We start from the raw sequence: 26420 nt of genomic DNA on the forward strand, positions 1-26420 counted from the left end.
TACGATTTTTGATTTACGATTGGATCAGTGGATTCTGCAGATGTATTTTCAGGTTGAAATGAGCGATTATTGATTTGGGATGAGATGGAACTGTAAATAATTAAACATCATAAATAATTAAACCATACATTGAATATCAGTGGGTGATACTGTAGGATATTAGTAAAAAAGTGTATGTAATCCTTGTTTTTTAATAAATATGTATATCTTTGTGTGGCTGAATTATTAAAAAAATTCAATAAATATGTGTGCAAAAATAAATAATCGTCGGGATTTTCTAAAACAAATGGCAGTGGCTGGGGCTTCTGCATTGGTTGTACCGTCTGTACTGGGTGGATGTGCGGGTGCTGTTGCTAAATCAAAAGAAACGGAGTCGGCTTTGTTGGCTTCCGGTGATCTGATCGTACCTAAAAATAACGGTTTGCAGATAACCGGAACTTTTTTGGATGAGATTTCTCATGATATTCCTCATCAAAATTGGGGAGCCAAGGAATGGGATGCGGATTTCGGATATATGAAAGCAATAGGGATAGATACGGTCATTATGATTCGTTCGGGTTATCGGAAATTTATTACTTATCCTTCGAAATATTTATTGAAGAAAGGGTGCTATATGCCGTCGATGGATTTGCTGGACTTATTTTTACGTTTGGCGGATAAGCACGGGATGAAGTTTTATTTCGGTCTTTATGATTCAGGTAAATATTGGGATACGGGTGATTTAAGCTGGGAAGTAGAGGATAACAAGTATGTAATAGATGAGGTATGGGAAGATTACGGTTCTAAGCATAAGAGTTTCGGAGGTTGGTATATCAGCGGGGAGATCAGCCGCAAGACAAAAGGGGCTATCGGGGCTTTTCATGCGATGGGCAAGCAGTGTAAAGAAGTTTCCGGTGGATTGCCTACATTTATTTCTCCCTGGATAGATGGAAAAAAGGCCGTGATGGCGAGCGGAAGTACTTTGACAAAAGCAGATGCCGTGTCGGTGCAGGAACATGAACGGGAGTGGGGAGAAATTTTTTCGGGTATTCATGACGTTGTAGATGCTTGTGCTTTTCAGGACGGACATATCGATTACGATGAGCTGGATGCTTTCTTTGAGGTAAATAAAAAATTGGCAGATAAATACGGTATGCAGTGTTGGACGAATGCCGAATCTTTCGACCGGGATATGCCGATCCGTTTTCTTCCGATTAAATTCGATAAGCTGCGTTTGAAGTTGGAAGCTGCAAAACGAGCCGGATACGATAAAGCGATTACCTTTGAATTTTCACATTTTATGAGTCCGCAGTCAGCCTATCTGCAAGCCGGTCATTTGTACGACAGATACCGGGAGTATTTTGAGATTTGATTCTGGATAAATAAAATTAAAGTAGAGATATTGATATGAAATCAGGGATAAACATCGGTTATATTGTTTTTCTGGCTGTTGTGGCTGCTTTGGGTGGATTTCTTTTCGGTTACGATACGGCTGTCATTTCCGGGACCATAGCTCAGGTGTCCCAGCTTTTTTCATTAGATGCCATAGAGCAGGGGTGGTATGTAGGGTGTGCTTTGGTCGGGTCGATTGTCGGCGTGTTGTGTGCCGGAGTGATGAGTGATTATTTGGGGAGAAAGCGAACAATGCTTATTTCAGCTGTTTTATTTACCGTATCAGCAGTCGGTTGTGCCGTGTGTGGAAATTTTAATCAGTTGGTCGTATATCGGATTATCGGAGGTGTGGGTATAGGTGTTGTTTCTATTATTTCACCTTTATATATATCGGAGATTTCCGTTGCCTGTTACCGGGGGCGTTTGGTCTCTTTGTATCAGTTGGCTGTAACCGTCGGTTTCCTCGGGGCTTATTTGGTCAATTATGCGTTATTGAACAATGCTTCTGTTGGTAGTGTATCGGGAGTATCCTTATGGAATCAGGTTTTTTATACAGAAGTATGGAGAGGTATGCTGGGGATGGAAGCCTTGCCGGCTATCTTGTTTTTTGGGGTTATATTTTTTATTCCGGAAAGTCCCCGTTGGCTGATTCTTCGCCGGCATACGGAGTCTGCCCATCGTATTCTGAAACGGATTTACGGTTCGGATGAAATGGCCGGAGAGGAGTTGAACGCTACCCGGGAAGTTGTGAAGAGTGCAACAAAATCCGAATGGAAATTGATTTTGAAACCCGGGATACTGAAAGCTGTCCTGATTGGAGTCGGTATTGCTATACTCGGGCAATTTATGGGAGTGAATGCCGTATTGTATTACGGACCGGCTATTTTTGAAAGCAGTGGCTTGTCCGGAGGAGATTCCTTGTTTTACCAGGTAATGGTGGGGGTTGTAAATATGCTGACCACTGTATTGGCATTGGTGATTATCGATAAAGTCGGACGAAAACAATTGGTATACTACGGTGTTTCGGGTATGATCCTGTCTTTGATACTGATTGCATTTTATTTTACGATGGGAGAAAACCTGGGGATTTCCAGTATTTTCCTGTTGATTTTTTTCTTGTTTTATATTTTTTGCTGTGCCGTATCGATTTGTGCTGTGATTTGGGTATTGCTTTCAGAAATGTATCCGATAAAAGTACGGGGAATAGCGATGTCTATTGCCGGTTTTTCCTTGTGGATAGGAACCTATCTGATCGGTCAGTTAACTCCTTGGATGTTACAGCATCTCAGTCCGGCCGGAACATTTTTATTATTTGCAGTTATGTGCGTGCCTTATATGCTTATTATTTGGAAGCTGGTTCCGGAAACTACCGGTAAATCATTGGAAGAAATTGAAAAAATGTGGGAAAAGTGATGATGATTTGAGTTTATTTTAGTATTAGGTGTATCGGGGGAAGGCTTTCAGGGCTTTCCCCCGGTATTATTATAATATCGGTAAATAAATGGAGGTTTGGAATCCGGAGGGGGTGTTGGTTGAGAAGGTAATGTTGCCGCTGTGCATTTTTATGATCTGGCATACGATGTAAAGCCCTAATCCGTGTTCCTGGCCTGAAAGGAGAGTGGAGTCCGCTTCTTTACCCTGGATTTTTTTTAGTTTTTCCAGTAATGTATTTTGTAATCCGATTCCGTCATCTGTAATTGATATTTTACACTGGTGATCGGTCCGTTCCAGCCGGAATGTGATGGTGCATCCGGTCGGATTGTGTCTTATGCTGTTTAATAATAAATTGTAGATACTTCGTTTCAGCAGATTGGGAGAACCGTTTATTTGTGTCGTTTGAACGGATTTATTGATTTCAATATGTATCGGATAATTTTCATCGGCATAATCGTTTAGAAATTCGGCTATAATTTTGCGGCAGAAAGGAGCGATACCGAAGATTTCGCGTTGTATGAGGCGGTCGTCGTGTTCCAGACGGGAAGATAGGTTCAGGTCACTGATCAGTTCCCGTAATCTGACAGCCTGGTTACGTATGATTGTGGCTTTTTGGATTACATCTTCCGGCAGCGATTTATCGGTTTCGATTTGTCCGGAATATCCCAGAATGGAGGCCAAAGGTGTCCGGATGTCGTGTGAAACTCCTGCCAGCCAGTTTTCCCGCACTGTTGCCCTTTTCTTTAGTAATGCAGAAGTCCGGTTAAGGTAAGCGGCAATTTCCGAAAAGGTCCCTTTTTCTTTCACATGCAGGTCTTTACCGTCAGCAACATCCTGTAATCCTTTCAGGATAGGGCGCATAGAGCGGAATGTCCGTCGTTCGAAGAAATAGAAGACGAGCAACAGGGTAATTAACTGAATGATATAAGAAGACAGGGTGAGCCAGGGCATATCCCGGATTAAGCTAGCCGGTAAATAACCCCGTAAAGGCGTATACCGCTCTTTCGGCATGCCGATCATAATCAGTCCGTCGTCGTGTGTCCATATAAAGGTTGGGTAGCCTTTCAGGTAGTTTTTGGAGGATAAAGCGATTTCCGATAGGGTGTAATGTGTAGGGATATTGTCTGGAAGCGCATGACTCCAGATGACATTTCCGTTATTGTTGTCTACGAGTATTGCCCATGTATCGGATTCGTCCAGGATACGAATGCCGGTGCTGTCCAATTGAATGGAGTCGTTGTTATGGTAAAGCCCTTTGCTTACTGTTCTGAGTATCTCCGAAGGGGTGTGACGTGAGAATTGTACATAAAAGTAATAACCGAAAATCAATACATAAGTAAGAATACCTGATATGAACAGGAAAAGCATCATCAGAAGTGTCTGACGTATGGTTCTTTTGGCTAGTTTCTGGAATCCTTTCATAAGTTGTTATACCATTAATTTGTAACCGAGACCTCTGACGGTAATCAGTGAATCGGGAGCAGAGGGGTTGATTTCTATTTTTTCCCGGATCCGGCGGATGTGTGCCATCAGGGAATTTTCATATCCGTATAAATTGTCCCCCCAGGCTGCATTACAGAGGGCATCGATTGTAACAATCCGGTTCGCTGCTTTGCTTAGTGTGGTGAGGATGGCATGTTCTTTTGCTGTCAGAGGAAATATTTCTCCTTGCCGGATTACTTCCGCTTTCTCAAAATCGATAACAGCGTGAGCCAATTGCAGCTGTGATTTATCGTTTTTATAACAGCGTCGCAGAATAGCTGTAATCCGCAATATCAATTCTTTAGGTAAAAAAGGCTTTACCATGTAATCGTCGCCGCCGGCATCCAGTCCGGCATATATATCTTCCGGCTGGTCACAGGCCGTCAGGAAAAGAACAGGGATATCGGAATTTTGTCGGATTTCATGTAATATATTGTATCCGTTTCCGTCCGGAAGCATGACGTCGAGTATAGCCAGGTCCGGCTGTTCCTTTCCGCATATTGCCAAGGCTCTTTTTACACAGTCGGCTGTTATGATATTATAAAATCCGGCTTCATGCAATATTCCTTCTGTCATTTTCAGTAATTGAGGTTCATCGTCAACCAATAATATCTTTTTGGTTTTCAAATGATCGGATATCTGGTTCATAGATTTTTTGTTCTTGTTATGACAAAGTTATACAATCTTCTGTTTTTAAACTATACCTGATCAGGATGGAAAAATCATGTAAGGAAATGTGATTGCGCTTAATGTATTTGCAGTCAGTGTTTTATGTTGAGCATGTAAGAAGGATGAGGCGAAAATGTAAGGTAAATGTAAGGAAGTTGTAAAGTCCGGGTAAGGTTGGTGTCGTATTTTTGTACAGGACCGATAGAGAAAGGTTATGCTTTCGGGGATTCGAAAATAGAGGGAAATGAATAAAAATGATTTAAAAATAAAATGATAGTTATGAAAAAGATGCTTTTTCTTTTGTGTATGATGTGTCCGTTGGTTTTGTTTGCACAAAGCGTTTATACGGTAAAGGGTATTGTCGTCGACTCGATTACGGGAGAAACCGAACCTTATGCAACCATCCGGGTACTGAAAAAAACGGATCTGAAAAATCCTGTCAAGATGTTGGTAACGGATGTAAACGGTATGTTTCAGTTTGAATTACAAACTCCCGGAGCCTATTTGTTTACTTTGACTTATGTTGGTCGGAAACCTTTGGAACAGGAGTTTCAGATAAAAGGTGACGAAAAGATAATCGATCTGGGAAAATTGAAAATCAGTAATGAATCGAATGAATTATCGGAAGCCGTTGTAAAAGTACAAAAGCAACTGGTAAAAAACGATGTAGATAAATTGTCTTACAGTGTGGCTGACGATCCCGATTCTAAAACAAATACGGCATTGGATATGCTTCGGAAGGTACCTCGTGTAACTGTTGACGGAGAAGATAATATCCGTCTGAACGGGAATACGGATTATCGGATCTTCATTAACGGTAAGCCATCCAATTTATTAACGAATAATCCGGGGCAGATTTTGAAAGGGATGCCCGCCAGCAGTATTAAAAATATAGAGGTAATCAGTAATCCGGGAGCCCGGTATGATGCGGAAGGAGTGGGTGGTATTATCAATATTGTAATGGGCGGTAGCGGAATGGAGGGGTTTATGGCGACTTTGAATGCTGGTGTGAACAGTTTTGGTACCAATGCCGGTGCATACATTTCGGCTAAAGCGGGAAAGTTGTCGTTATCGGCTAATTATGGGTACCAATACTATAAAGCTCCGGCTAATTTGGCTACTTCAATCCGGGAGGACCTGACCGATCCGGCCCGGAAATTCCTGTATACGAGGAATGAGATGAAACAACGTTTGCCCTTGCATTATGGCGTAATAGAGGCCAGTTACGAAATCGATTCGTTGAATTTACTGACTCTTTCCGGAAATTTGTACGGAGGGAATGTAAAAATGGATATGAATTCCCGCACCTGGATGAATAATAACAGCGGAGATCCGGTTTATGCTTATCGTCAGCAGGGAAAAGCAAATACGGATTTGGGAGCACAGACCGTTACCCTCGATTATCAGCATACGGCTCGTCGGAATAAGCAGGAATTTTTTACGCTTTCCTACCGTTTCGATCGCACTCCTAAGAATTTCGGATCATTTTATCATATTTACGATTTGGAAGGAGACGATCCTTTTCTGAACCAATTGAGCCGTTACCAGGACAGGAGTAATGAGGCATCTACGCGGGAACATACGGTGCAGGGAGATTATGTCAATACTTTTGCTAAATTTCATACAATTGAAGCCGGGGTAAAGTATATTTTCAGAAATAACGACAGTAAAGGCGATTACCGGATTAAAGAGACGGAGGACGGAGACTGGCAGCCCGATCCGTTACAAAGTTCAGAGGATTACGAGCATTTGCAGCGTATAATAGCAGCTTATACCAGTTATGGTTTGAAATATCGTAAGATAGGCATGAAAGCCGGGATTCGTATGGAACATACGGCACAGAAGGTACGTTTTAACACGGATAAAGATGAAAATTTCGATGTAAACTTTACAGATGTTGTTCCTTCGGTGGTATTGTCCTGGCAGCCCGGTATGTTCCGGACCGTGCAGCTGACTTATAATATGCGTATCAGCCGTCCGGGAATCAGTTACCTGAATCCTTTCCGTCAAGTGATTACCCCTTTGGATGTCAGGTACGGTAATTCTGATCTGGAATCGGAGAAGAATCACAATGTAACCTTGAATTTCAGTAGTTTCTCCCAAAAGTTCAATATTAATCTGGCAGCTTTGTATAGTTTTACGAACAATAGCATCAATCAGTACCAGTTTATCGATGCCGATGGGGTGTTAAATACGACATACGGGAATATCGGCAACAATCAATCGGTCGGTATGACTGCTTTTGTGAATTGGAATGCCAGTCCCCGGGCCCGGATATATCTCAACGGAAATTTGAATTATGTAAAATACAGCAGCGGAAATCATGGAAATCCCTATACGAAAGGGATGAGTAACGAAGGAATGACCGGGAGTATTTATCTGGGTGCACAGCAAGGTTTCAATCATGGGTTTCGGTTGAGCCTGAACGGAGGTTATTTTTTGCCCGCTATCTCTTTGCAAGGAGAAGGGATGTCCGCCTATTATTATAGTGTGAGTCTGAATAAAGCCTTCCTGAAAGATCGTTTGAATCTGACATTGTCGGCAGCCAACTTTTTGGAAAAAGACCGCACTTATACGAATAAAACCCAGACTCCGTATTTACGGACAAAGGACGATTACCGAATGACCGTAAGATCGTTTGCCGTAAATGTATCCTGGCGTATCGGCAGTCTTTCCGAACGTGTGAAAAAAGTTTCCCGTACCATTACGAATGATGATGTAAAAAATATTCAGGAAAGCGGAGCAATGGGAGGAACCGGAAATATGGGAGGGAAGAAATAGATCGGATTGGTTGAAAAAGCAGTCCGGAACCTTTTACTTTCCGGACTGTTTGTATGAAGTAACGGGTTCGTATTGGTAATTGAAGTCAATTACTTTGTTTACCGATCTCGTTTATTATAGATTTAATTTCATTTTTACATTTCTCAAATTCGTCGGAGGATATCAGTGTATTGCCGGTATAAATGAATAGTCTGAAGACATTGTCATTGAGAGGGATGGAGTAAAAATCGTAAACGCTGCCGTTTGTCCATTTTTCAAGGCTGATTTTGTCTATGTTATTTATCATGTGATTCAGGCCGTTTCCTTTTGTATTGGTATAGTTGTTCAGCTTATTGTCGATCAGACTGATGTTTCCGTACGTTTTGGATAACTCACTTAAAAAATCTTTGTCTTTTATGTATTGCATCAGTAAAGACGACTTAAGTACTTCGTATGAATCATTACTGGCAGCCAAAGAGTGCTTATCTCCGATGACTTTCATATACCTTTCAAGCGTATCGACCGGCAATTCTTCTATCTTATCGATATGCTGTTTGATGAGGTTATATATCCTTTGCTCTGTTTCCCATTTTTGTTGTGCCAGTCCGATCTGATGCAAATTTTTTTCCAACTCTATTTTAACGAGTGTCAATGCTCTTTTTACTTCATTGTGTTTTGTTCTGTCAGATATAATATTCGTTATTAAAAGCGTTATTAAAACGCCGATGATTACGATCGACAATTCTCTTGTGTATCTGGTAAAATCTGATACGATCCGTTTATTGTGTTTCTTTGACATATGAATATCGCTAAAATGCTTTATGTAATATTTCCGTAAAAATAGTATTTTATTTTATATGGTTTTCTTTTTCCGTGTAATATAAGGCTTCTTTGCTGTCATTGTTTTCCAGAACCATAAGTTCAGCTTTGAAGATGTAATAGGAGTAAGGAGTGGCTTTTTAGGTCGATCTGCGGTTAACAGACAGGCATTCCGTTGAATTACTCTTGAAATGTCTGTAGCACGAGTGTTTCCATACGATGGCAGGCTGTAAAGATTGCAACTTAGTTGCAGGTTTTCTCTTTTATTTTTACACCGTAATTAAGAAAAAGAATGAAACGTATATTTTCCATAGTACCCATAGTCATAGCGATCTTATCGATTGTGGTGATTTCTGCTATGCCGCATCATCACCACGGGGAGGTGTTGTGTACGGTCGTGGAAAGATGCGAACAGGACAATGCATATAATGATGAGCATACAGGACAGGAGTCCGGTGAAAGCAGGGAAATCAACTGCATTGCCGATGCGGAATATGTATTGTCCAATACAAACAAGGACGAGCTTGTTTCCTATAACGAGGGGTACTCCTTGTCTTTTTTTCTGTTTTTTTCTGCATTTACCGGATGCTTGGTTCGCGTTAGGGTGCAATTGTACCGGGAAGTTATGTACGGTGAATACGGAGTTTCCTGCACTTCGGCCTTACTCGGAGATAGCCGTGGTTTGCGAGCCCCTCCTTATTACTTTTTTTAAGGCACATCATTTTACCGATTACAGGTTTCTCTTTAGAGTTTTCAGGGAAAGTAATTTATCCACTTTTACTCCGGGTGTCAAATCGGTATACCCCATTCTGTTTAATTATAAAATAACAAAAAATGAAAAAGTATATATTTATCATATTGACCTTGTCTGTCACTTTAATGGCTTGCAATAATAAGCCGAATAATGAAAAAGCATCGTCTTCAGCAGAACTTCATGCACAGGGAGACGGTCATGAGCACGGCGATGAAATCTTTTTTTCAAAAGAACAATCTGAAGCTGTCGGATTGGTTGTACAAAGTATAAAACCGGAACTTTTCCATGAGGTAATCCGAACGAGCGGACAAATACAAGCGGCGCAGGGGGATGAAGCGACGGTCGTTGCCACTACCAACGGGATTGTCTCATTTCCGGGGCAGTCTGTCATAGAAGGTTCGGCGGTTACCAGGGGAGGGACTATTGTGACCGTTTCTGCTAAAAATCTGTACGAAGGGGATCCTGTGGCTAAGGCTAAAATTGCTTACGAGACGGCTTTGAAAGAGTTAAAACGTTCTGAGGGGTTGATTAAAGACAAGATTATCTCAGCCAAGGAATTCGAGCAAACACGTATGAGATACGAAAATGCCCGGACAGTTTACGAGGCTCAGGCGGCTAATGTGACTGTTGCCGGTGTGAAGGTTACGTCTCCCATTAGCGGTTATGTCAAGAGCAGATTGGTCGGTGAAGGAGAATATGTGTCCGTAGGACAGCCTGTTGCAGTTATTGCTCAAAATAAAAGATTGCAATTGAGAGCCGATGTTTCGGAAAATTATTTTAATGCGCTCAGAAAGATTACCAATGCAAATTTTGTCGTGTCTTACAATAATGAAGTCTATAAACTGTCGGATTTGAACGGTCGTTTGTTATCGTTCGGAAAAGCTTCGGATAAAACGTCGTTTTATATTCCCGTCATTTTCGAGTTTGATAACCGGGGGGATATTATACCCGGTTCTTACGTTGAAGTTTTTTTATTGGCTACACCCGAGAACGATGTACTCTCGATACCAACCTCGGCCCTGACGGAAGAACAAGGTGTGTATTTTGTCTATATACAGGTCGGAGAGGAGGAGTTTTTGAAACGTGAAATTGTCGTCGGAGCAAGTAATGGAGAAAAAGTTAGAGTTCTGTCCGGTTTAAAGCCGGGAGATAAAATCGTGATCAAAGGTGCTTATCAGGTGAAGCTGGCAGCAAATTCATCGGTAGTTCCGGAAGGCCATGATCATTGATGAAACGGCAGGCATACAGAATGTTTGTGAAATTTCAATTAATAAGAAAAAATCATGCTGAATAAGATAATAGAATTTTCTCTGAACAACCGTATCGTTGTTCTCATAGGTGCCGTTTTGTTGATATTGGCCGGTACTTATACCGCTACAAACATGGAAGTCGACGTTTTTCCCGATTTGAATGCCCCTACAGTCGTCGTTATGACAGAGGCTAAAGGTATGGCACCTGAAGAGGTGGAACGTCTGGTTACATTTCCGGTGGAGACAGCAGTGAATGGTGCTACCGATGTACGTCGTGTCCGTTCTTCGTCTACAACCGGTTTTTCTATCGTATGGGTCGAATTTAATTGGGGAACCGACATTTACAGAGCCCGGCAGATTGTGTCTGAGAAGTTGGCTGTCGTAGGAGATGTATTGCCCTCAAATGTGGGGAAGCCGACTTTGGGACCTCAGTCTTCCATATTGGGGGAACTGATGATTATCGGTTTGACGGCCGATACGACTTCCTTACAGGATTTACGGACGCTGGCAGACTGGACGATTCGTCCCCGTCTGCTTTCTACCGGAGGTGTGGCGCAGGTTACAGTGTTGGGTGGAGATATCAAAGAATATCAGATACTTCTCGATCCCGGTAAAATGAAACATTACGGCATTGGCTTGGATGAAGTGATTGGAGTTGTCAAGGATATGAATCAGAATGCTTCCGGAGGTGTGTTGTATGAATTCGGGAATGAGTTTATTGTTCGTGGGATTCTGTCTACCAATAAAGTAGAGGCATTGCAAAAAGCGGTTATTAAAAATGTAAATGAAGTACCCATCGTCCTTGAAAATATTGCTGAAGTCAGGATCGGAGCCAAGGCTCCTAAACTGGGACTGGCGTCTGATCATGGAAAAGAAGCTGTGCTGATGACGATTACCAGGCAACCCGCTACGAGTACGCTGGAATTGACGGATCAATTGGATCGGTTGCTGGCCGAGTTACAAAAGACTTTGCCTAAAGATGTGAAGGTGACGACCGATATTTTTCGTCAGTCGCGTTTTATCAATAGTTCTATCGATAATGTACAAAAATCTTTGTATGAAGGAGGAATATTCGTAGTAATCGTTCTCTTTCTCTTTTTGATGAATATTCGTACAACGGTTATTTCGCTTATTACAATTCCACTGTCTGTTATTGTAGCTCTTGTTACACTGAAAATTATGGGGTTGACAATCAATACCATGAGCCTGGGGGGGATCGCCATTGCTATCGGTTCGCTGGTCGATGACGCTATTGTGGATGTTGAAAATGTTTTCAAACGGCTTCGCGAGAATCGTCAGAAGCCGGAAAAGGAACGGAAAAGTGTTATTACCGTTGTGTTCGAAGCTTCGAAAGAAGTACGTATGCCGATCCTGAATTCCACATTGATTATCGTGGCGAGTTTTGTGCCGTTGTTTTTCCTTTCCGGCATGGAAGGCAGAATGCTGGCTCCGCTGGGGATCACATTCGTTATTTCATTGTTTGCTTCTACTTTTGTCGCTCTTACCCTGACTCCCGTTCTTTGCACCTATTTGTTGGGGAATTCCAAAAGCAAAACGGAACGGGAACCTTATTTGGTGCGGAAACTGAAAAAGGGGTATGAGAGGGCTTTGGAATGGACGCTTTTGCATAAAAAAATCGTATTGGGAGGTATAAGTGTCGTTTTTGTTCTCGCTGTAATTATGCTCTCTTCCTTTGGACGCAGTTTTCTGCCCCCTTTCAACGAAGGTTCGTTTACGGTAAGCATCAGTACCTTGCCGGGAGTATCACTCGAAGAGTCGGACAAGATCGGTCGAATGGCGGAAAATATTCTTCTTTCCGTTCCGGAAATACAAACTGTGGGTCGTAAAACCGGACGTGCGGAATTGGACGAGCATGCTTTGGGAGTAAATACGTCGGAGATCGAGGCTCCTTTTATACTCGGTAAACGCTCGAAAGATGAGGTTCTCGCCGAAATCCGGGAGAAAATCAAAATGATTTCCGGTGTAAACATTGAGATCGGCGCTCCCATTACCCATCGTATCGATGCCATGTTGTCCGGTACAAGAGCGAATATTGCCATAAAGCTATTCGGTACGGACCTGAATAAAATGCATGAAATCGGTAAACGGATAAAAACTTCGATTCAGGATGTGAAAGGCATAGCTGATCTGAATGTGGAACAACAAGTAGAACGTCCTCAACTCCGGATTGAACCTAAGCGGGAAATGCTTGCCAAATACGGTGTTACACTTCCGCAATTTGCAGATATGGTAAATGTTATGCTGGGAGGTGAAGCTGTATCACAAGTGTATGAAGGAAATAAGTCGTTTGATCTTACCTTGAAGGTGAACGATGTGAGCCGTGAAAGTGCCGGACGTATCCGGCAGTTGATTGTCGATGCCAACGGACGGAAAGTTCCCTTGGAGAGTATTGCCGATGTCATTTCATCTACAGGTCCCAATACCATCAGTCGGGAAAATGTAGCCCGTAAGATTGTCGTTTCCGCTAATGTTTCAGGCCGGGATTTAAGGGGAGTAGTTAATGATATCCAGGCTAAAATCAGTAATGAAATCGATTTGCCGGAGGGCTATCATGTTGAATACGGCGGACAATTTGAGAGTGAGCAGGCGGCTTCACGCATCATACTTATTGCATCGATATTTTCTATCGTAATTATTTTCCTGTTGCTTTTTAAGGAATTCAGGAATGTAAAACAATCGTTGGTGATTTTGCTGAATCTGCCTCTGGCTCTTATCGGCGGGGTTATCAGTATTTATTTTACGAACGGTATTATGAGTATCCCGGCCATCATCGGTTTTATTTCCTTGTTCGGTATCGCTACCCGTAACGGAATGCTCTTGATAGACCGATACAATAGTTTGCGGGAATCGGGAATGCCTTTACGTGAAAGTATTGTGCAAGGATCACTGGACCGTTTGAATCCGATCCTGATGACGGCGTTGACGTCGGGACTTGCATTAATACCTCTTGCTTTAGGAGGAGATCTGCCGGGCAATGAGATACAGAGTCCGATGGCGAAAGTCATTTTGGGTGGTTTGATGAGTTCCACGGTTTTGAATGGTTTTATTATTCCTATTATGTACTTGTACCTGAACCGGCATGGAGAGAAAAGATCTGAAACAACAGAATTAATTGAAAAGTAAATCATGAAAACAATTTTTATAATAGTGGCGATATTGGCGAGCATACCGCTTTACGCCCGGAATAATATAAAAGAGATTCTTTCTTCCATAGAAGAGAACAATACGACATTAAAAACTTTGCGGGAGGAAGTGAAGGCACAGCATCTTGGAAACCGGACCGGTATTTACCTGGCTAATCCTGAGTTGGAATTCAATTACTTGTGGGGACGTCCCGGGAATGTCAGCAGCCGGAAAGATTTCAGTGTCAGACAGACGTTTGATATTCCTACCGTTACGGGGATGAAGAGCCGGCTGGCGGACGATAAAAACCGGTTAGTCGATCTGCAATATAAATCCGATCGTTTGAATATTCTTCTTGAAGCAAAGCAATATTGTATCGATTTGGTGTATTACAACGCTCTTCGGAAAGAGTTGGAATTGCGTCTCCGACATGCCCGGACGATAGCTGATGCTTATCAAAAACGATTGAATCAGGGAGATGTCAATGTTTTGGAATACAATAAAATACAATTGAATCTGTCGGTGGTTCAAGGTGAATTGTCTCGGGTAAATATAGAAAGAAATATACTTTTATCCGATTTGAAGCGTCTGAACGGGGGAATAGATATCGTGTTTGAAGACAGTAGCTTTGAAAATGTACTTTTGCCTGCCGATTTTGAAACCTGGTATACTTCCGCTAAAGAAAATAATCCGGTTTTACAATATGTCAGGCAAGAAATAGAGGTGGGGCGGAGTGAAATAAAATTAAGCAAAGCATCCGGTTTGCCTGACTTTTCGGTGGGTTATATGTCTGAAAATACGACCGGACAAAATTACAAGGGGATCAGTTTCGGTGTTTCTATTCCTTTGTGGGGGAACAAAAGCCGCGTAAAACAGGCCAAGGCGAATGTTGTAGCTGCGGAAGCCCGGCAGGTAGAAAATAAGCAACAGTTTTACGATCAATTGCGGAATCTTTACACACGCGCTGACGGTTTGAAACAAACAGCCGATAATTACCGGAAATCCCTGACTGCACTCAATAATACGGAGTTGCTGATGAAAGCGTTGAATGCAGGTGAGATATCCCTTTTGGACTACATCGTCGAAATAGGTCTGTATTATGATATGGTCAACCAGACCTTGGCGGCGGAACGTGATTTTGAAAAGGCACAGGCCGACTTATCGGCTGTGGAACTGTAAAAAGTGCCGGTACTTCGGGATAGGATTCTAGGAATACAATTCAGAACATAAATTTTTAATTCGGAATAAAATATATTGGAAAATGAGTAAACAAACAAGGACTTCCCGAAACCGGGAAGTCCTTGCTATTTGAGGGTGTAATATTCGATATTACTTTTTAGCATGCATGATAGCAGCCTGAGCAGCAGCTACGCGGGCGATGGGCACACGGAACGGTGAGCAGCTTACATAGTCCATGTTTACAGAGTCGCAGAAGATAACCGATGAAGGTTCTCCACCATGTTCTCCGCAAATACCTACTTTCAGGTCCGGATTGGTTTTACGTCCCAGACGAACACCCATTTCAACCAAACGGCCTACACCTTCCTGATCCAATACGGCAAACGGATCGGTTTTCAGGATACCTTTCTTGATGTATTCCGGTAAGAATTTGCCGGCATCGTCACGAGAGTAACCGAAGGTCATCTGTGTCAGGTCGTTGGTACCGAATGAGAAGAACTCTGCCACTTCTGCGATCTGATCGGCGGTGATAGCGGCACGCGGGATTTCAATCATCGTACCTACTTTATAGTCTACTTTACATCCTTTTTCTTCGAAAACCTGAGCGGCAACACGGCGGATGATTTCAGCCTGTTGTTTCAACTCTTTTACAGTTCCTACCAACGGAACCATGATTTCCGGACGAGGATCCAGGCCACGTTGTTTCAAATTGCAGGCAGCTTCGATGATGGCACGGGCCTGCATTTCGGTAATTTCCGGATAGGTAACACCCAAACGGCAACCACGGTGACCCAACATCGGGTTGAATTCATGCAGAGCATCTACTTTTTCTTTGATGCGTTCTGCCGGAATTCCCAATTTCTGAGCCATATATTGTTGTGAAGCCGGTTCGTTCGGCGTAAATTCATGCAAAGGCGGGTCGAGCAAGCGGATGGTAACGCCCAGTCCGTTCATAGCTTCAAGGATACCTTCGAAATCACCTCTCTGCATCGGCAGGATCTTGTTCAAAGCATCGCGGCGTCCTTCTACTGTGTCAGAAAGGATCATTTCACGCATAGCATCGATACGGTGTCCTTCAAAGAACATGTGTTCCGTACGGCAAAGGCCGACACCTTTAGCACCGAAATCACGGGCTTTGCGGGCATCTTTCGGGGTATCGGCATTCGTGCGTACATACATCCGGGTATATTTTTCTGCTAAGTTCATGATCGCAGTGAAATCTTCATCCAGAGTAGCGTCTTCGGTTTCCACTTTTCCGAGGTAAACCTCACCGGTAGAACCGTTCAGAGAAATCCAATCGCCTTCTTTTACGCAGGTTCCGTTAACGCTGAAATTACGCTTAGCATAGTCGACAACGATGTCTCCGGCACCGGATACACAGCATTTACCCATACCGCGGGCAACAACAGCAGCGTGGGAAGTCATACCTCCGCGGGCAGTCAGGATACCTTCGGATACATTCATACCGCGCAGGTCTTCCGGAGAAGTTTCCAAACGCACCAAAACTACTTTTTCACCTCTGTTTTTCCATTCTTCTGCTTCGTCAGCGAAGAATACGACACGACCGCAGGCAGCACCCGGAGATGCAGGTAAACCTTTGGTAATGGTGTGTGCTTTTTTCAATGCTTCTTTATTGAATACCGGGTGAAGGAGTTCGTCCAATTTAGCCGGTTCCTGACGTAACAAAGCCGTTTTTTCATCGATCATACCTTGTTTCAGCATGTCTACAGCCATTTTCACCATGGCAGCACCGGTACGTTTTCCGTTACGGGTCTGCAACATCCATAATTTACCGTCCTGGATGGTAAATTCCATGTCCTGCATATCCCGGAAATGATCTTCCAATTTTTCCTGAACAGCATTTAAAGAAGCGTACGCTTCCGGCATAGATTCTTCCAATGACGGGAATTTGGTTTTACGTTCTTCTTCGGATACTCCTTGCAGTTTAGCCCAACGACGTGAACCTTCGATGGTGATTTCCTGCGGGGTACGAATACCGGCAACAACGTCTTCTCCCTGGGCATCGATCAGATACTCTCCGTTGAAGATATCCTCTCCGGTAGCAGCGTCACGGCTGAATGCAACACCGGTAGCCGAATTGTTACCCATGTTACCGTAAACCATAGACTGTACGTTAACGGCAGTTCCCCATTCTTCAGGAATTTGATTCAATTGGCGATACAGAACGGCACGTTCGGTCATCCATGAATCGAATACGGCGCAAACAGCACCCCATAATTGTTCCCACGGACAAGTCGGGAAATCTTTTCCGGTTTTGGTTTTTACCACTTTCTTGAAGTTTTCAACCAATACCTGTAAGTCTTCTACCGTAAAGTCCGTATCGTTTTTGATATGTTTAGCTTCTTTCAGCTTGTCGATTTCCACTTCAAACGGATTGTGCTCGCCTTTACCGGCAGCAACACCCATTACAACATCACCATACATCTGGATGAAACGACGGTAAGAGTCCCATGCGAAGCGGGCATTGCCTGATTTTTCAGCCAATAATTTCACGGCGTCGTCATTGATACCCAGGTTTAATACAGTGTCCATCATACCCGGCATGGAAACACGGGCACCAGAACGTACAGATACCATTAACGGGAAAGCTTCGCCTTTAGAACCGAATTTGGCATTCATGATTTTTTCCATGTGTGCAATTCCGGCTTTAACGTCGTTTTCGATTAATTTGATAACAGCGTCTTTTCCTTGCTGATTGTAAAGGGTACAAACTTCAGTTGTGATCGTGAAACCTGCAGGTACAGGCAGACCGATAAGGTTCATTTCTGCCAGGTTGGCACCTTTACCACCAAGCAGATTTTTCATGTCTGCTTTACCTTCAGCTTTTCCGTCTCCGAATGTGTAAACGTACTTAGTGCTCATAATTGTTTTCGATTTTTTAAAATTCCTTTTGATCGGAATGTGATTTATGATTATAGAATTTTTTCTTTATTAAAGTTCTGATTCGCAATGCAATCGGTTGTGAGACCTTCGCATTTTTTCAGGTGCGCAAATATAAATTATTCTATTGAGAAATGGAAATAATGTATCTTGTTTTTCAGAAATATTGTTATGAAAACGTTGTAAATAAAAGAATGTTGTAAAATGATGTAACAGAATGAAATAACTTTATTTGTGGAGAAAAGGAAAATAGAAAACGGATTTCATCGGAAAAAGCTATTTTTGCGTAAAAATTTAGAAATAAGCATGACGGAAAAGAGATATCGTGATTACCCGTCCTTTTTTAAAACCTTGTTTCAGGAAAGGGTTCAGAAGTTGTCGATAGATGGGGGATTTACCTGTCCGAACCGGGATGGGAGCAAAGGGAAAGGCGGATGTACCTTTTGTAATAATGAGAGTTTTAATCCGGATTATTGCAGGGCTGTGAAGGGGATAACCTGTCAGATTGAAGAAGGGATTCGTTTTTTTGATCATAAATATCAAGGTCAGAAATACCTGGCTTATTTTCAGGCTTATTCCAATACCTATGCGCCGTTGGCCGTGTTGAAACAGAGATATGAAGAAGCCCTGGCACATCCGAAGGTGATCGGTTTGGTGATCGGTACCCGGCCGGATACGGTAACGGATGAAGTGCTGGATTATCTCGGGCTGTTGGCTCGGGAAAATTATATATGTATCGAATATGGTGTAGAATCGGCTAATGATGATGTATTGCGTACGATAAACCGGGGACATACTTTTGCGGATGCTGAAACTGCTATTCGCAGGACTGCCGGGCGGGGAATCCGCATCGGTGCTCACATGATTTTCGGGTTACCGGGGGAATCCCGGGATTCGATGCTGAACGGAGCTGTCCGGTTATGTAATCTGCCTGTAGATGTTTTGAAGCTGCACCAGTTACAGATTATCCGGGGTACACGCATGGCCGAGGAATATTTACTGAATCCGTCTCAATTCCGGTTGTATTCATTGGAGGAGTATCTTGATTTTGTAGCCGATGTTATCGGACATATCCGCCCGGATGTTTATTTGGAACGTTTTGTCAATCAGGCTCCCGATGCGTATTTGCTGGCGCCTAAATGGGGCATCAAAAATTTTGAATTTGTAGCTAAGTTGGATAGAAAGCTGGAAGAGAAAGATGTGTGGCAGGGTAAATTTTCAGAACCACAGAGCTACTGAGGATTTTAGAAGGAAAAATTACACAATGAGTCCGTCCCAGTGTGTAATTTGCGGGGTAAGTTAAGATTGAAAATGATAAAATTGTATACTTCAAATTATTGGGAATGATGATAGGACAACAAAAGGTATACGATACGCTGAAAGATTTAGGTATCGGATTTGATTATCTGGAGCATCCGGAAGCGCCGACGATAGAAATTGCACGTCAATACTGGAAAAATCTGGATAGTACACATTGTAAGAATTTATTTTTTCGGAATCACAAAGGAAACCGGCATTACCTGGTTATTTTTCATTGTGACCGGGCGCTGGCTATACACGATCTGGAACATCTGTTGAAGCAAGGAAAATTATCTTTTGCCTCTGAAAAGAGAATGGAGAAATATCTGGGGTTGAAACCCGGTTCGGTGAGTCCTTTCGGTTTGGTCAACGATAGTGAGCATCATGTCTATGTATTTCTGGACGAAAATTTGAAACAGGCCGGGAAGTTATCTTTCCATCCGAATGATAACCGGGCTTCTTTAGCAATCAGAACGGCGGATTTTATCCGTTATATGGATGCTACGGGGAATGGCTACGAATGGATAAAACTTTACTGACACCATGCAGGCTGTTTGCCGGAAATGAAAAACTGTATAATTTTTGGTATAAAGGACGTATCATATAAAGGAATTTTGTATTTTTGTTGAAAATTAAACAGAATAGATCATGATAAGTATTTCACATGCGGTTGAAGAAATTGTAAAACATCGTCCTTATCTGTCAGAGTCTTTAGCTGCCGGCATTATTAATGTTTCTGCATTGGCCCGGCAATTACAGCCTGAAGTGGAAAAAATGTTGCAGAAAGAAGTGAATACCGGAGCAATTGTAATGTCGTTAAATCGGTTGGCACCCTATTTACAGATCCGGGAACAAGTGCAGTTGAATAAGTTGTTGAATAATATGGGGGATATTATTTTACGGAGTAATTTATGTGATTATACTTTCAAAAATTCATCTACCTTGTTGGAGTGTCATATTGAGGTATTGAAAAAATTAGTGAGGAATGAGGAGGTTTTCTATACGATGGTACAGGGGGTTTTTGAGACGAATCTTGTTGTGAGCGATACGATGGAGGAGCTGATACTCAATTATTTTAAAGATGAGGTTTGTTTGTTTAAACAGAATGCGTTGTCTTCTGTCACGTTGAAGTTACCGAAAGGGAATAGTATGCAGCCCGGTTTTTATTATAGTATTATGAAGGAGCTGTCCTGGGAAGGTATTAATCTTACGGAAGTGATTTCTTCGACCAATGAGTTTACTGTTGTTGTGGATAATACATTGATAGACAAAACATTCGTGGTATTAAAGAATATGGGAAAAAAGGCGTGAATTGCCCGGTGAGATGGTAAATCGAGAATTAAATAAATAAAAATATATAGAATTATGTTTGAGAATCTATCGGAGAAACTGGAACGTTCGTTTAAGATATTAAAAGGCCAGGGAAAGATAACAGAAATAAATGTCGCAGAGACTTTGAAGGAGGTAAGGCGCTCTTTGTTGGATGCTGACGTTAACTATAAAATTGCGAAAGATTTTACCAACCGGGTGAAAGAGAAAGCAATGGGTATGAATGTACTCACGGCTGTAAAACCGGGCCAGATGATGGTAAAGATCGTACACGACGAGTTGGCCGAATTGATGGGTGGACACAATGTGGATATAGATCTGAAAGGCAATCCGGCTATTATTTTGATGTCGGGTCTTCAGGGGTCCGGTAAAACGACCTTTTCCGGTAAACTGGCCAATATGCTGAAAAACAAACGGGGTAAAAAACCTTTGTTGGTTGCTTGTGACGTTTATCGTCCGGCTGCTATCGAGCAGTTGCGCGTGTTGGGTGAGCAGATAGAGGTTCCGGTATATACGGATGAGACGACAAAAGACCCTGTAAAGATTGCTTTGGATGCGATCAAGCAGGCCCGTTCGTTCGGAAATGATGTGGTTATCGTCGATACGGCCGGTCGTTTGGCGATAGATGAGCAGATGATGGCGGAGATTGCGGCGATTAAAAAAGCAATCGATCCGAATGAGACGTTATTCGTTGTGGATGCGATGACGGGACAGGATGCGGTGAATACGGCGAAGGAATTCAATGAAAGATTGAATTTTGACGGTGTAATCCTGACGAAACTGGATGGTGATACCCGGGGTGGTGCTGCCTTATCTATTCGTACGGTGGTTAATAAACCGATTAAATTTGTCGGGACCGGAGAGAAAATGGAGGCGGTAGATGCTTTCCATCCGGAACGTATGGCCGACCGGATTCTGGGGATGGGAGATATCGTGTCTTTGGTAGAACGGGCACAGGAACAGTTTGATGCAGAGGAAGCCAAGAAGTTGCAGAAAAAGCTATCTAAGAATCAGTTCAATTTCAATGACTTTTTGGGACAGATCCAACAGATTAAGAAGATGGGTAATATCAAGGAATTGGCATCTATGATTCCGGGTGTCGGAAAGGCCTTGAAAAATATAGATATCGATGACGATGCGTTTAAAAGTGTGGAGGCGATTATCCATTCAATGACTCCCGGCGAGCGAGAAAATCCGGAAGTTATCAATGGCTCCCGGAGAAAACGTATTGCGGAAGGCAGCGGCACGACGGTACAGGATGTAAATCGCCTGTTGAAGCAATTCGAAGAATCCAAGAAAATGATGAAAATGCTTTCAGGCGGTAATATGATGAAGCGTATGCCCGGGATGAGAAAATAAACTGAAATTCAATTTTGGATACAAAATAGTCGTCATGGAGTTAATAGATGGAAAAAAGATTTCGGCACAGATCAAGCAAGAGCTGGCTGATGAAGTTGTCCGGTTGAAGGCAGAGGGGAAAAAAGTGCCTCATTTGGTTGCGGTATTGGTCGGTAATGATGCGGCCAGTGAAACGTATGTCGCCAGCAAGGTAAAGGCTTGCCGGGAAGTCGGATTTAAAAGTACAGAACTACGTTATTCTGCGGATATGACAGAAGAGCAATTGCTGGAAGTCGTTGAAAAACTGAATGCGGATACGGATGTGGACGGCTATATTGTACAGCTTCCTCTTCCGAAACATATATCGGAACAAAAGATATTGCTGGCTATCGATCCGGATAAGGATGTAGACGGTTTTCATCCTTGCAATGTCGGAAAAATGGTTACCGGTTTGCCGACTTATTTACCGGCAACGCCGGCGGGAATTGTAGAATTGCTGAAGCGTTATCATATCCCGACTCAGGGAAAGCACTGCGTCGTTATCGGGCGTAGCAATATCGTCGGTACGCCGATGTCTGTTCTGATGTCCCGTAAAGCGGAATATGCCGATTGTACGGTGACGATTTGTCATAGCCGGACGCCTGATATTAAAGAATATACATTACAGGCGGATATTCTGATCGTAGCCTTGGGTAAGCCTCATTTTGTTACGGCCGATATGGTAAAGGAAGGTGCCGTTGTTGTGGATGTGGGGATTCATCGGATAGCTTCGGATAAAACGAAGTCCGGTTTCCGGTTGGCCGGGGATGTGGATTTTGAGAATGTAGCGCCGAAATGTTCTTATATTACACCGGTTCCCGGTGGTGTCGGACCGATGACAATTGTATCGTTGTTGCAGAATACATTGAAAGCCTGTAAAGGTTTGGTGTGATATTATTTTTGATTTACGATTTGGCGGATTTTCTCAGGTCGTAAATCATAAATTTAAACTTTCGGGATGGTTCTGAATTACATTTGGATATTCTTTTTTGTCGCGGCTTTTATCGTTGCCTTATTTAAGTTGGTTTTCGACGGGGATACGGAAGTATTCGGGCAAATGATGAAATCGACATTCGATATGTCGAAGACCGGATTCGAGATTTCCTTAGGATTGACGGGCGTCCTGACGTTGTGGATGGGAATTATGAAGGTCGGAGAGAAGGGGGGAGCTGTAGGAGTTATGTCGCGTTTGATTCATCCGTTTTTTCGTCGTCTTTTTCCGGAATTACCTGCCGATAGTCCTGCTTACGGATCGATCATGATGAATATTGCGGCTAATATGCTGGGATTGGATAATGCGGCGACTCCGATGGGATTGAAGGCCATGCAGCAGATGCAGGAGACGAATGTACGTAAAGATACAGCGACGAATGCTCAAATCATGTTTCTGGTGCTGAATACATCGGGTCTGACGATTGTGCCGGTGTCGATAATGGTTTACCGGGCTCAATTGGGAGCAGTTAATCCGGCAGATATTTTTATTCCCATTTTATTAGCAACTTACTTTTCGACCCTGGTCGGTTTGATTGCCGTTGCCATTTGGCAGCGTATCAATTTATTGAATAAGGTGATACTGGCTTATCTGGGTGGCGGAACATTGCTGATCGCCGGGATAATCTGGTATTTTTCGACTCTGGATAAAGAAATGATTGCCACGGTATCCGGTGTCGTCAGTAATGTTGTGCTCTTTTCGATTATTATTTCTTTCATTGTCATGGCGTTTATCCGGCGGATAAACGTATATGAAGCTTTTATCGACGGAGCTAAGGAAGGTTTTTCCGTGGCTGTGAAAATTATTCCTTATCTGATTGCTATATTGGTGGCTATAGGTGTATTCCGGGCTTCTGGGGCGATGGATGTCCTGATGAGCGGTATCGAACGTATGGTGGAAGGGATGGGATTTAATTCAGATTTTGTGGCAGCATTGCCGACGGCTTTGATGAAACCATTGAGTGGCAGCGGGGCCCGGGGATTGATGATCGATACGATGAATACATATGGGGCTGATTCTTTTGCCGGACGTTTGGCTGCGACTTTTCAAGGGGCTACTGATACTACTTTTTATATTATCGCTGTTTATTTCGGTGCTGTCGGCATTAAAAATACACGTTATGCAGTTCCTTGCGGATTGATTGCCGATTTTGCCGGTATCATTGCCGCTATTGTTATTGCTTATCTCTTTTTTGCCTGAGTGTTATGAGACAATCGGTGGTGGTCGGTTTGAGCGGTGGAGTCGATAGTTTTGTGACGGCTCTGCTATTGAAGCAACAAGGCTATGAGGTGATCGGGGTACATCTGCAATTGTGGGATGACAAGGAAAAGCCGCAACTTGACTCTTTGTGCCGGGATTTAGGGATTGAATTGTTAAGGTATGACGGGCAGGAATTGTTCCGTCGTCAGGTTGTGGATGTGTTTGTGCAGGAATATTCGGAGGGCCGGACGCCCAATCCTTGTGCTTTGTGTAATAATACCGTGAAATGGAGCTTGTTGTTACAGGTTGCCGATGAAATGCGTGTGGAGAAAGTGGCTACCGGGCATTATGTGAAGATTTTGCCTTTGGCGGGACATTGGTATGTCTGTAAGGGAGAGGATGCGGTAAAGGACCAATCCTATTTTTTATGGGGAGTGAAAGAGAAGTTATTGATGCGTGCGCTTACTCCTTTGGGTGATTTTACCAAAGTCCAGGTAAAAAAAATGGCTCAGGATTACGGATATGCAGATTTGGCGTATCAAAAGGAAAGTATGGGAATATGCTTTCTGGAGGGTAGGGATTACAGAGATTTTATTTTTCATTATTCCGGACGGATCTGTAAACCTGTACCCGGAGATATCCGGGATACCGACGGACATGTAATCGGACAGCATACCGGTTTATTGAATTATACGGTCGGACAAAAGCGGGGTATGCCGGTTATCGGGAATGAGCCGTTGTATGTAAAAGAAATATGTGCCGGGCAAAATCTGATTGTTGCGGATCGTAAAAACGGTTTGTTTCAACATGTATTGGAAATCGAACAGGTGAACCTGATCGATCGGACAGATTTAGAGTTGGAAAATATTGAAGTGAAAGTACGGGGTTTGGGATTGAATCCGGCCGGAAATGCAAATGTCCGGGAAATCGGTGAAAGCCGCTTGCGGATTTATTTGGAAAATCCGGCCTGGGCCCTGGCTCCGGGACAACCGGTTGCCCTTTATTGCGGCAACCGGTTGCTTGGAGGAGGGATCCTGTCTTCAGGCCGGATATAAGGATCAGAGTGTTTCCAGCATTTTGAAATTGATTTTCGGAGCTTTTTTCCGGCCTTCCCGTTCAAATTTGGTCCCATAAGCTGTATGCTCATTAAAAAATCCTCCGTTTTTTAAGTAGAAAGCCTGTTTATCCGGGAGAAGACCGCCCTGGTAATCCAAACGTACACCCGCGTTGGCAGTTGCATCATACGTAAAACCGGCCTCGGTCATTTCCCGCCAGATACCGTCTTGTCCTAAAGCCCATTGGTTGGAAAACTGAACGCTGCGTGCAAGGTAGCCTTGTTCCGGATTAAAATTTTCCAAAAACGAATGGGCCCGGGTATACCAGGTGTCTGTTTTGGGACGTAAAAAACTGGCGATAAGTCTCCAGCGGTTTTCGTCCGTGGCATAGAAATAAGCGGTATAAATCGTATTTCCTTTCCCGTCGGGTTTGATGTGGGTTAAAAATTTGTAGGTGGTACCCGCTTTCCAGTTGTAAATCAGATAGCTTTGTCCTCCCGAACCTTCATTCCCGAATTCTCCGATATGAACGTCTTCGCCGCGGCGTAATACTTTGATTTTATCCTCTTCCGGTATTTCGTTCGGGTCTTGGGTATTGAAGGGGCTCCATACTGAAAATAATACTCTTCTTTCTGTCGGTGAATTGTATTGTATACCGAAGTATCCTTCCCCGAAGCCGTTGGCCATGTAATAACTGTGTAGAATTTCACCTTCTTTGGGTACTGTAATTTCATTGTAAAACCATTCCGTAGTTTCCGTCGGCATGGTATAGCTTAAATGAACGGACGGACCGCGTCTTCCCCAATATGAGGAGAAGTTATTTACGTAATGGGTTTCTCCTTTCAATTCTGAAACAATGAGTTCCCTGATAATACCGAAACTGGCTTCTTCTTTGCTAAGGCCTTGCAGATCGATGCGCACATAGCCCGGTGAACTGATTTGAAATGTTCCTGCCGGTATGGCTGTATAATAATCCGAATTTAGCGTTATCGGTCGGTTTTGACCGTTACAACTGACTTTGATACGGGAATGCCCTTTTCCGAATACAGATAGATCGAAAGAGCCGGCTTCACCGGCGTAAAAAAATATACTGATAACGGAGCTTGGGTCAGTCCAGTTTAAAATACCGTTGTCGGTGATTTTTGCTCCGTCCTGGTATGCAGTGACGTAAGCATTTCCGCCTATAAGAATCCGGAGATCATTGTTTCGGGCTTGGCCGGGGAGATGTATGCTCAGAAATAATAGGAGCAATCCAAGAAATGTTTTCATAATTTTGTTTAATTTTTTAAATAAAATATTCAGATTTCAACAATCTTTCCAACAAGGACGGTTAAAATGAAACTGAAATATAAAGCTTTTTAAATCGATAAACTGAATGAAATAATGACTTTTATCGAGGTAAAGAT

General features: G+C 43.0%; 19 protein-coding genes. 14 read left to right on the forward strand and 5 right to left on the reverse strand.

Features of this window, described 5'->3' with window-relative positions; all coding sequences use genetic code 11:
• Positions 1-244: 244 nt before the first annotated feature.
• Positions 245-1351 carry a DUF4434 domain-containing protein gene (locus tag DD657_RS04200; RefSeq protein WP_021987564.1) on the forward strand — a complete coding sequence of 369 codons (1107 nt, stop codon included), beginning with the start codon at positions 245-247 and terminating at the stop codon, positions 1349-1351.
• 35 nt (positions 1352-1386) lie between these two features.
• Positions 1387-2784, forward strand: coding sequence for a sugar porter family MFS transporter (locus tag DD657_RS04205; RefSeq protein WP_021987563.1), 1398 nt, complete (start codon positions 1387-1389; stop codon positions 2782-2784).
• A gap of 69 nt (positions 2785-2853) precedes the next feature.
• On the opposite strand, the gene DD657_RS04210 is transcribed toward DD657_RS04205, so the two are convergent.
• Together DD657_RS04210 and DD657_RS04215 are read right to left on the reverse strand one after the other, a co-directional pair.
• Positions 2854-4227: a sensor histidine kinase gene (locus DD657_RS04210; RefSeq protein ID WP_287048620.1), complete on the reverse strand. Its 1374-nt coding sequence runs from the start codon at positions 4225-4227 to the stop codon at positions 2854-2856.
• Positions 4228-4233: 6 nt separating this feature from the next.
• Positions 4234-4935: a response regulator transcription factor gene (locus DD657_RS04215; RefSeq protein WP_287048621.1), complete on the reverse strand. Its 702-nt coding sequence runs from the start codon at positions 4933-4935 to the stop codon at positions 4234-4236.
• Between the two features lie 300 nt (positions 4936-5235).
• On the opposite strand from DD657_RS04215, the gene DD657_RS04220 reads away from it, so the two are divergent.
• The gene (locus DD657_RS04220) at positions 5236-7737 is read left to right on the forward strand and encodes a TonB-dependent receptor (RefSeq protein ID WP_287048623.1); all 2502 of its coding nucleotides are present in this window, start codon (positions 5236-5238) and stop codon (positions 7735-7737) included.
• Positions 7738-7822: 85 nt separating this feature from the next.
• Here the strand turns inward: DD657_RS04220 and DD657_RS04225 are convergent, their stop codons facing one another.
• Positions 7823-8515, reverse strand: coding sequence for a hypothetical protein (locus tag DD657_RS04225; RefSeq protein ID WP_021987559.1), 693 nt, complete (start codon positions 8513-8515; stop codon positions 7823-7825).
• 312 nt (positions 8516-8827) lie between these two features.
• Here DD657_RS04225 and DD657_RS04230 point away from each other — a divergent pair, with 312 nt between their 5' ends.
• The 4 genes from DD657_RS04230 to DD657_RS04245 all read left to right on the forward strand — a co-directional run bounded on the left by DD657_RS04230 (position 8828) and on the right by DD657_RS04245 (position 14862).
• Positions 8828-9247 (forward strand): DUF6769 family protein, encoded by a 420-nt coding sequence (locus DD657_RS04230; RefSeq protein ID WP_021987558.1) that lies wholly within the window; start codon positions 8828-8830, stop codon positions 9245-9247.
• 122 nt (positions 9248-9369) lie between these two features.
• Positions 9370-10518 carry an efflux RND transporter periplasmic adaptor subunit gene (locus tag DD657_RS04235; RefSeq protein ID WP_287048626.1) on the forward strand — a complete coding sequence of 383 codons (1149 nt, stop codon included), beginning with the start codon at positions 9370-9372 and terminating at the stop codon, positions 10516-10518.
• Between the two features lie 54 nt (positions 10519-10572).
• Positions 10573-13683 carry an efflux RND transporter permease subunit gene (locus tag DD657_RS04240; RefSeq protein WP_287048628.1) on the forward strand — a complete coding sequence of 1037 codons (3111 nt, stop codon included), beginning with the start codon at positions 10573-10575 and terminating at the stop codon, positions 13681-13683.
• Positions 13684-13686: 3 nt separating this feature from the next.
• On the forward strand, positions 13687-14862 hold the full coding sequence (locus tag DD657_RS04245) for a TolC family protein (protein WP_287048630.1): 1176 nt from the start codon (positions 13687-13689) through the stop codon (positions 14860-14862).
• A 150-nt stretch (positions 14863-15012) separates the two neighbouring features.
• Here the strand turns inward: DD657_RS04245 and ppdK are convergent, their stop codons facing one another.
• A complete protein-coding gene (gene ppdK / locus DD657_RS04250; protein WP_021987554.1) occupies positions 15013-17745 on the reverse strand; it encodes a pyruvate, phosphate dikinase in 2733 nt (910 codons plus the stop codon).
• Between the two features lie 324 nt (positions 17746-18069).
• Here ppdK and mnmL point away from each other — a divergent pair, with 324 nt between their 5' ends.
• The 7 genes from mnmL (at position 18070) to mnmA (ending at position 25014) form a co-directional block, all read left to right on the forward strand.
• Positions 18070-19002, forward strand: a complete 933-nt coding sequence (gene mnmL, locus DD657_RS04255) for a tRNA modification radical SAM protein MnmL/YtqA (RefSeq protein ID WP_287048632.1) — start codon at positions 18070-18072, stop codon at positions 19000-19002.
• A gap of 104 nt (positions 19003-19106) precedes the next feature.
• The gene (locus DD657_RS04260; RefSeq protein ID WP_021987552.1) at positions 19107-19601 is read left to right on the forward strand and encodes a prolyl-tRNA synthetase associated domain-containing protein; all 495 of its coding nucleotides are present in this window, start codon (positions 19107-19109) and stop codon (positions 19599-19601) included.
• A gap of 109 nt (positions 19602-19710) precedes the next feature.
• Positions 19711-20373, forward strand: coding sequence for an aspartate kinase (locus DD657_RS04265; RefSeq protein ID WP_118773135.1), 663 nt, complete (start codon positions 19711-19713; stop codon positions 20371-20373).
• Positions 20374-20427: 54 nt separating this feature from the next.
• Positions 20428-21750, forward strand: a complete 1323-nt coding sequence (gene ffh / locus DD657_RS04270) for a signal recognition particle protein (RefSeq protein WP_021987550.1) — start codon at positions 20428-20430, stop codon at positions 21748-21750.
• Positions 21751-21784: 34 nt separating this feature from the next.
• Complete coding sequence (folD, locus tag DD657_RS04275; RefSeq protein WP_021987549.1) at positions 21785-22660, forward strand: bifunctional methylenetetrahydrofolate dehydrogenase/methenyltetrahydrofolate cyclohydrolase FolD; 876 nt, start codon at positions 21785-21787, stop codon at positions 22658-22660.
• A 66-nt stretch (positions 22661-22726) separates the two neighbouring features.
• Positions 22727-23959, forward strand: a complete 1233-nt coding sequence (locus DD657_RS04280; RefSeq protein WP_021987548.1) for a spore maturation protein — start codon at positions 22727-22729, stop codon at positions 23957-23959.
• A 5-nt stretch (positions 23960-23964) separates the two neighbouring features.
• Positions 23965-25014 (forward strand): tRNA 2-thiouridine(34) synthase MnmA, encoded by a 1050-nt coding sequence (mnmA, locus tag DD657_RS04285; RefSeq protein ID WP_287048635.1) that lies wholly within the window; start codon positions 23965-23967, stop codon positions 25012-25014.
• 3 nt (positions 25015-25017) lie between these two features.
• Here the strand turns inward: mnmA and DD657_RS04290 are convergent, their stop codons facing one another.
• Complete coding sequence (locus DD657_RS04290; RefSeq protein ID WP_021987546.1) at positions 25018-26283, reverse strand: DUF3472 domain-containing protein; 1266 nt, start codon at positions 26281-26283, stop codon at positions 25018-25020.
• Positions 26284-26420: the final 137 nt, after the last annotated feature.

It is taken from the genome of Culturomica sp. (assembly GCF_003524185.1).
GTDB classification, from domain to species: domain Bacteria; phylum Bacteroidota; class Bacteroidia; order Bacteroidales; family Marinifilaceae; genus Culturomica; species Culturomica massiliensis.

Coding starts and splice junctions, on each gene's coding strand:
- DD657_RS04200 (WP_021987564.1), top strand. CDS start 245: ATGTGTGCAAAAATAAATAATCGTCGGGATTTTCTAAAACAAATGGCA.
- DD657_RS04205 (WP_021987563.1), top strand. CDS start 1,387: ATGAAATCAGGGATAAACATCGGTTATATTGTTTTTCTGGCTGTTGTG.
- DD657_RS04210 (WP_287048620.1), bottom strand. CDS start 4,227: ATGAAAGGATTCCAGAAACTAGCCAAAAGAACCATACGTCAGACACTT.
- DD657_RS04215 (WP_287048621.1), bottom strand. CDS start 4,935: ATGAACCAGATATCCGATCATTTGAAAACCAAAAAGATATTATTGGTT.
- DD657_RS04220 (WP_287048623.1), top strand. CDS start 5,236: ATGAAAAAGATGCTTTTTCTTTTGTGTATGATGTGTCCGTTGGTTTTG.
- DD657_RS04225 (WP_021987559.1), bottom strand. CDS start 8,515: ATGTCAAAGAAACACAATAAACGGATCGTATCAGATTTTACCAGATAC.
- DD657_RS04230 (WP_021987558.1), top strand. CDS start 8,828: ATGAAACGTATATTTTCCATAGTACCCATAGTCATAGCGATCTTATCG.
- DD657_RS04235 (WP_287048626.1), top strand. CDS start 9,370: ATGAAAAAGTATATATTTATCATATTGACCTTGTCTGTCACTTTAATG.
- DD657_RS04240 (WP_287048628.1), top strand. CDS start 10,573: ATGCTGAATAAGATAATAGAATTTTCTCTGAACAACCGTATCGTTGTT.
- DD657_RS04245 (WP_287048630.1), top strand. CDS start 13,687: ATGAAAACAATTTTTATAATAGTGGCGATATTGGCGAGCATACCGCTT.
- ppdK (WP_021987554.1), bottom strand. CDS start 17,745: ATGAGCACTAAGTACGTTTACACATTCGGAGACGGAAAAGCTGAAGGT.
- mnmL (WP_287048632.1), top strand. CDS start 18,070: ATGACGGAAAAGAGATATCGTGATTACCCGTCCTTTTTTAAAACCTTG.
- DD657_RS04260 (WP_021987552.1), top strand. CDS start 19,107: ATGATGATAGGACAACAAAAGGTATACGATACGCTGAAAGATTTAGGT.
- DD657_RS04265 (WP_118773135.1), top strand. CDS start 19,711: ATGATAAGTATTTCACATGCGGTTGAAGAAATTGTAAAACATCGTCCT.
- ffh (WP_021987550.1), top strand. CDS start 20,428: ATGTTTGAGAATCTATCGGAGAAACTGGAACGTTCGTTTAAGATATTA.
- folD (WP_021987549.1), top strand. CDS start 21,785: ATGGAGTTAATAGATGGAAAAAAGATTTCGGCACAGATCAAGCAAGAG.
- DD657_RS04280 (WP_021987548.1), top strand. CDS start 22,727: ATGGTTCTGAATTACATTTGGATATTCTTTTTTGTCGCGGCTTTTATC.
- mnmA (WP_287048635.1), top strand. CDS start 23,965: ATGAGACAATCGGTGGTGGTCGGTTTGAGCGGTGGAGTCGATAGTTTT.
- DD657_RS04290 (WP_021987546.1), bottom strand. CDS start 26,283: ATGAAAACATTTCTTGGATTGCTCCTATTATTTCTGAGCATACATCTC.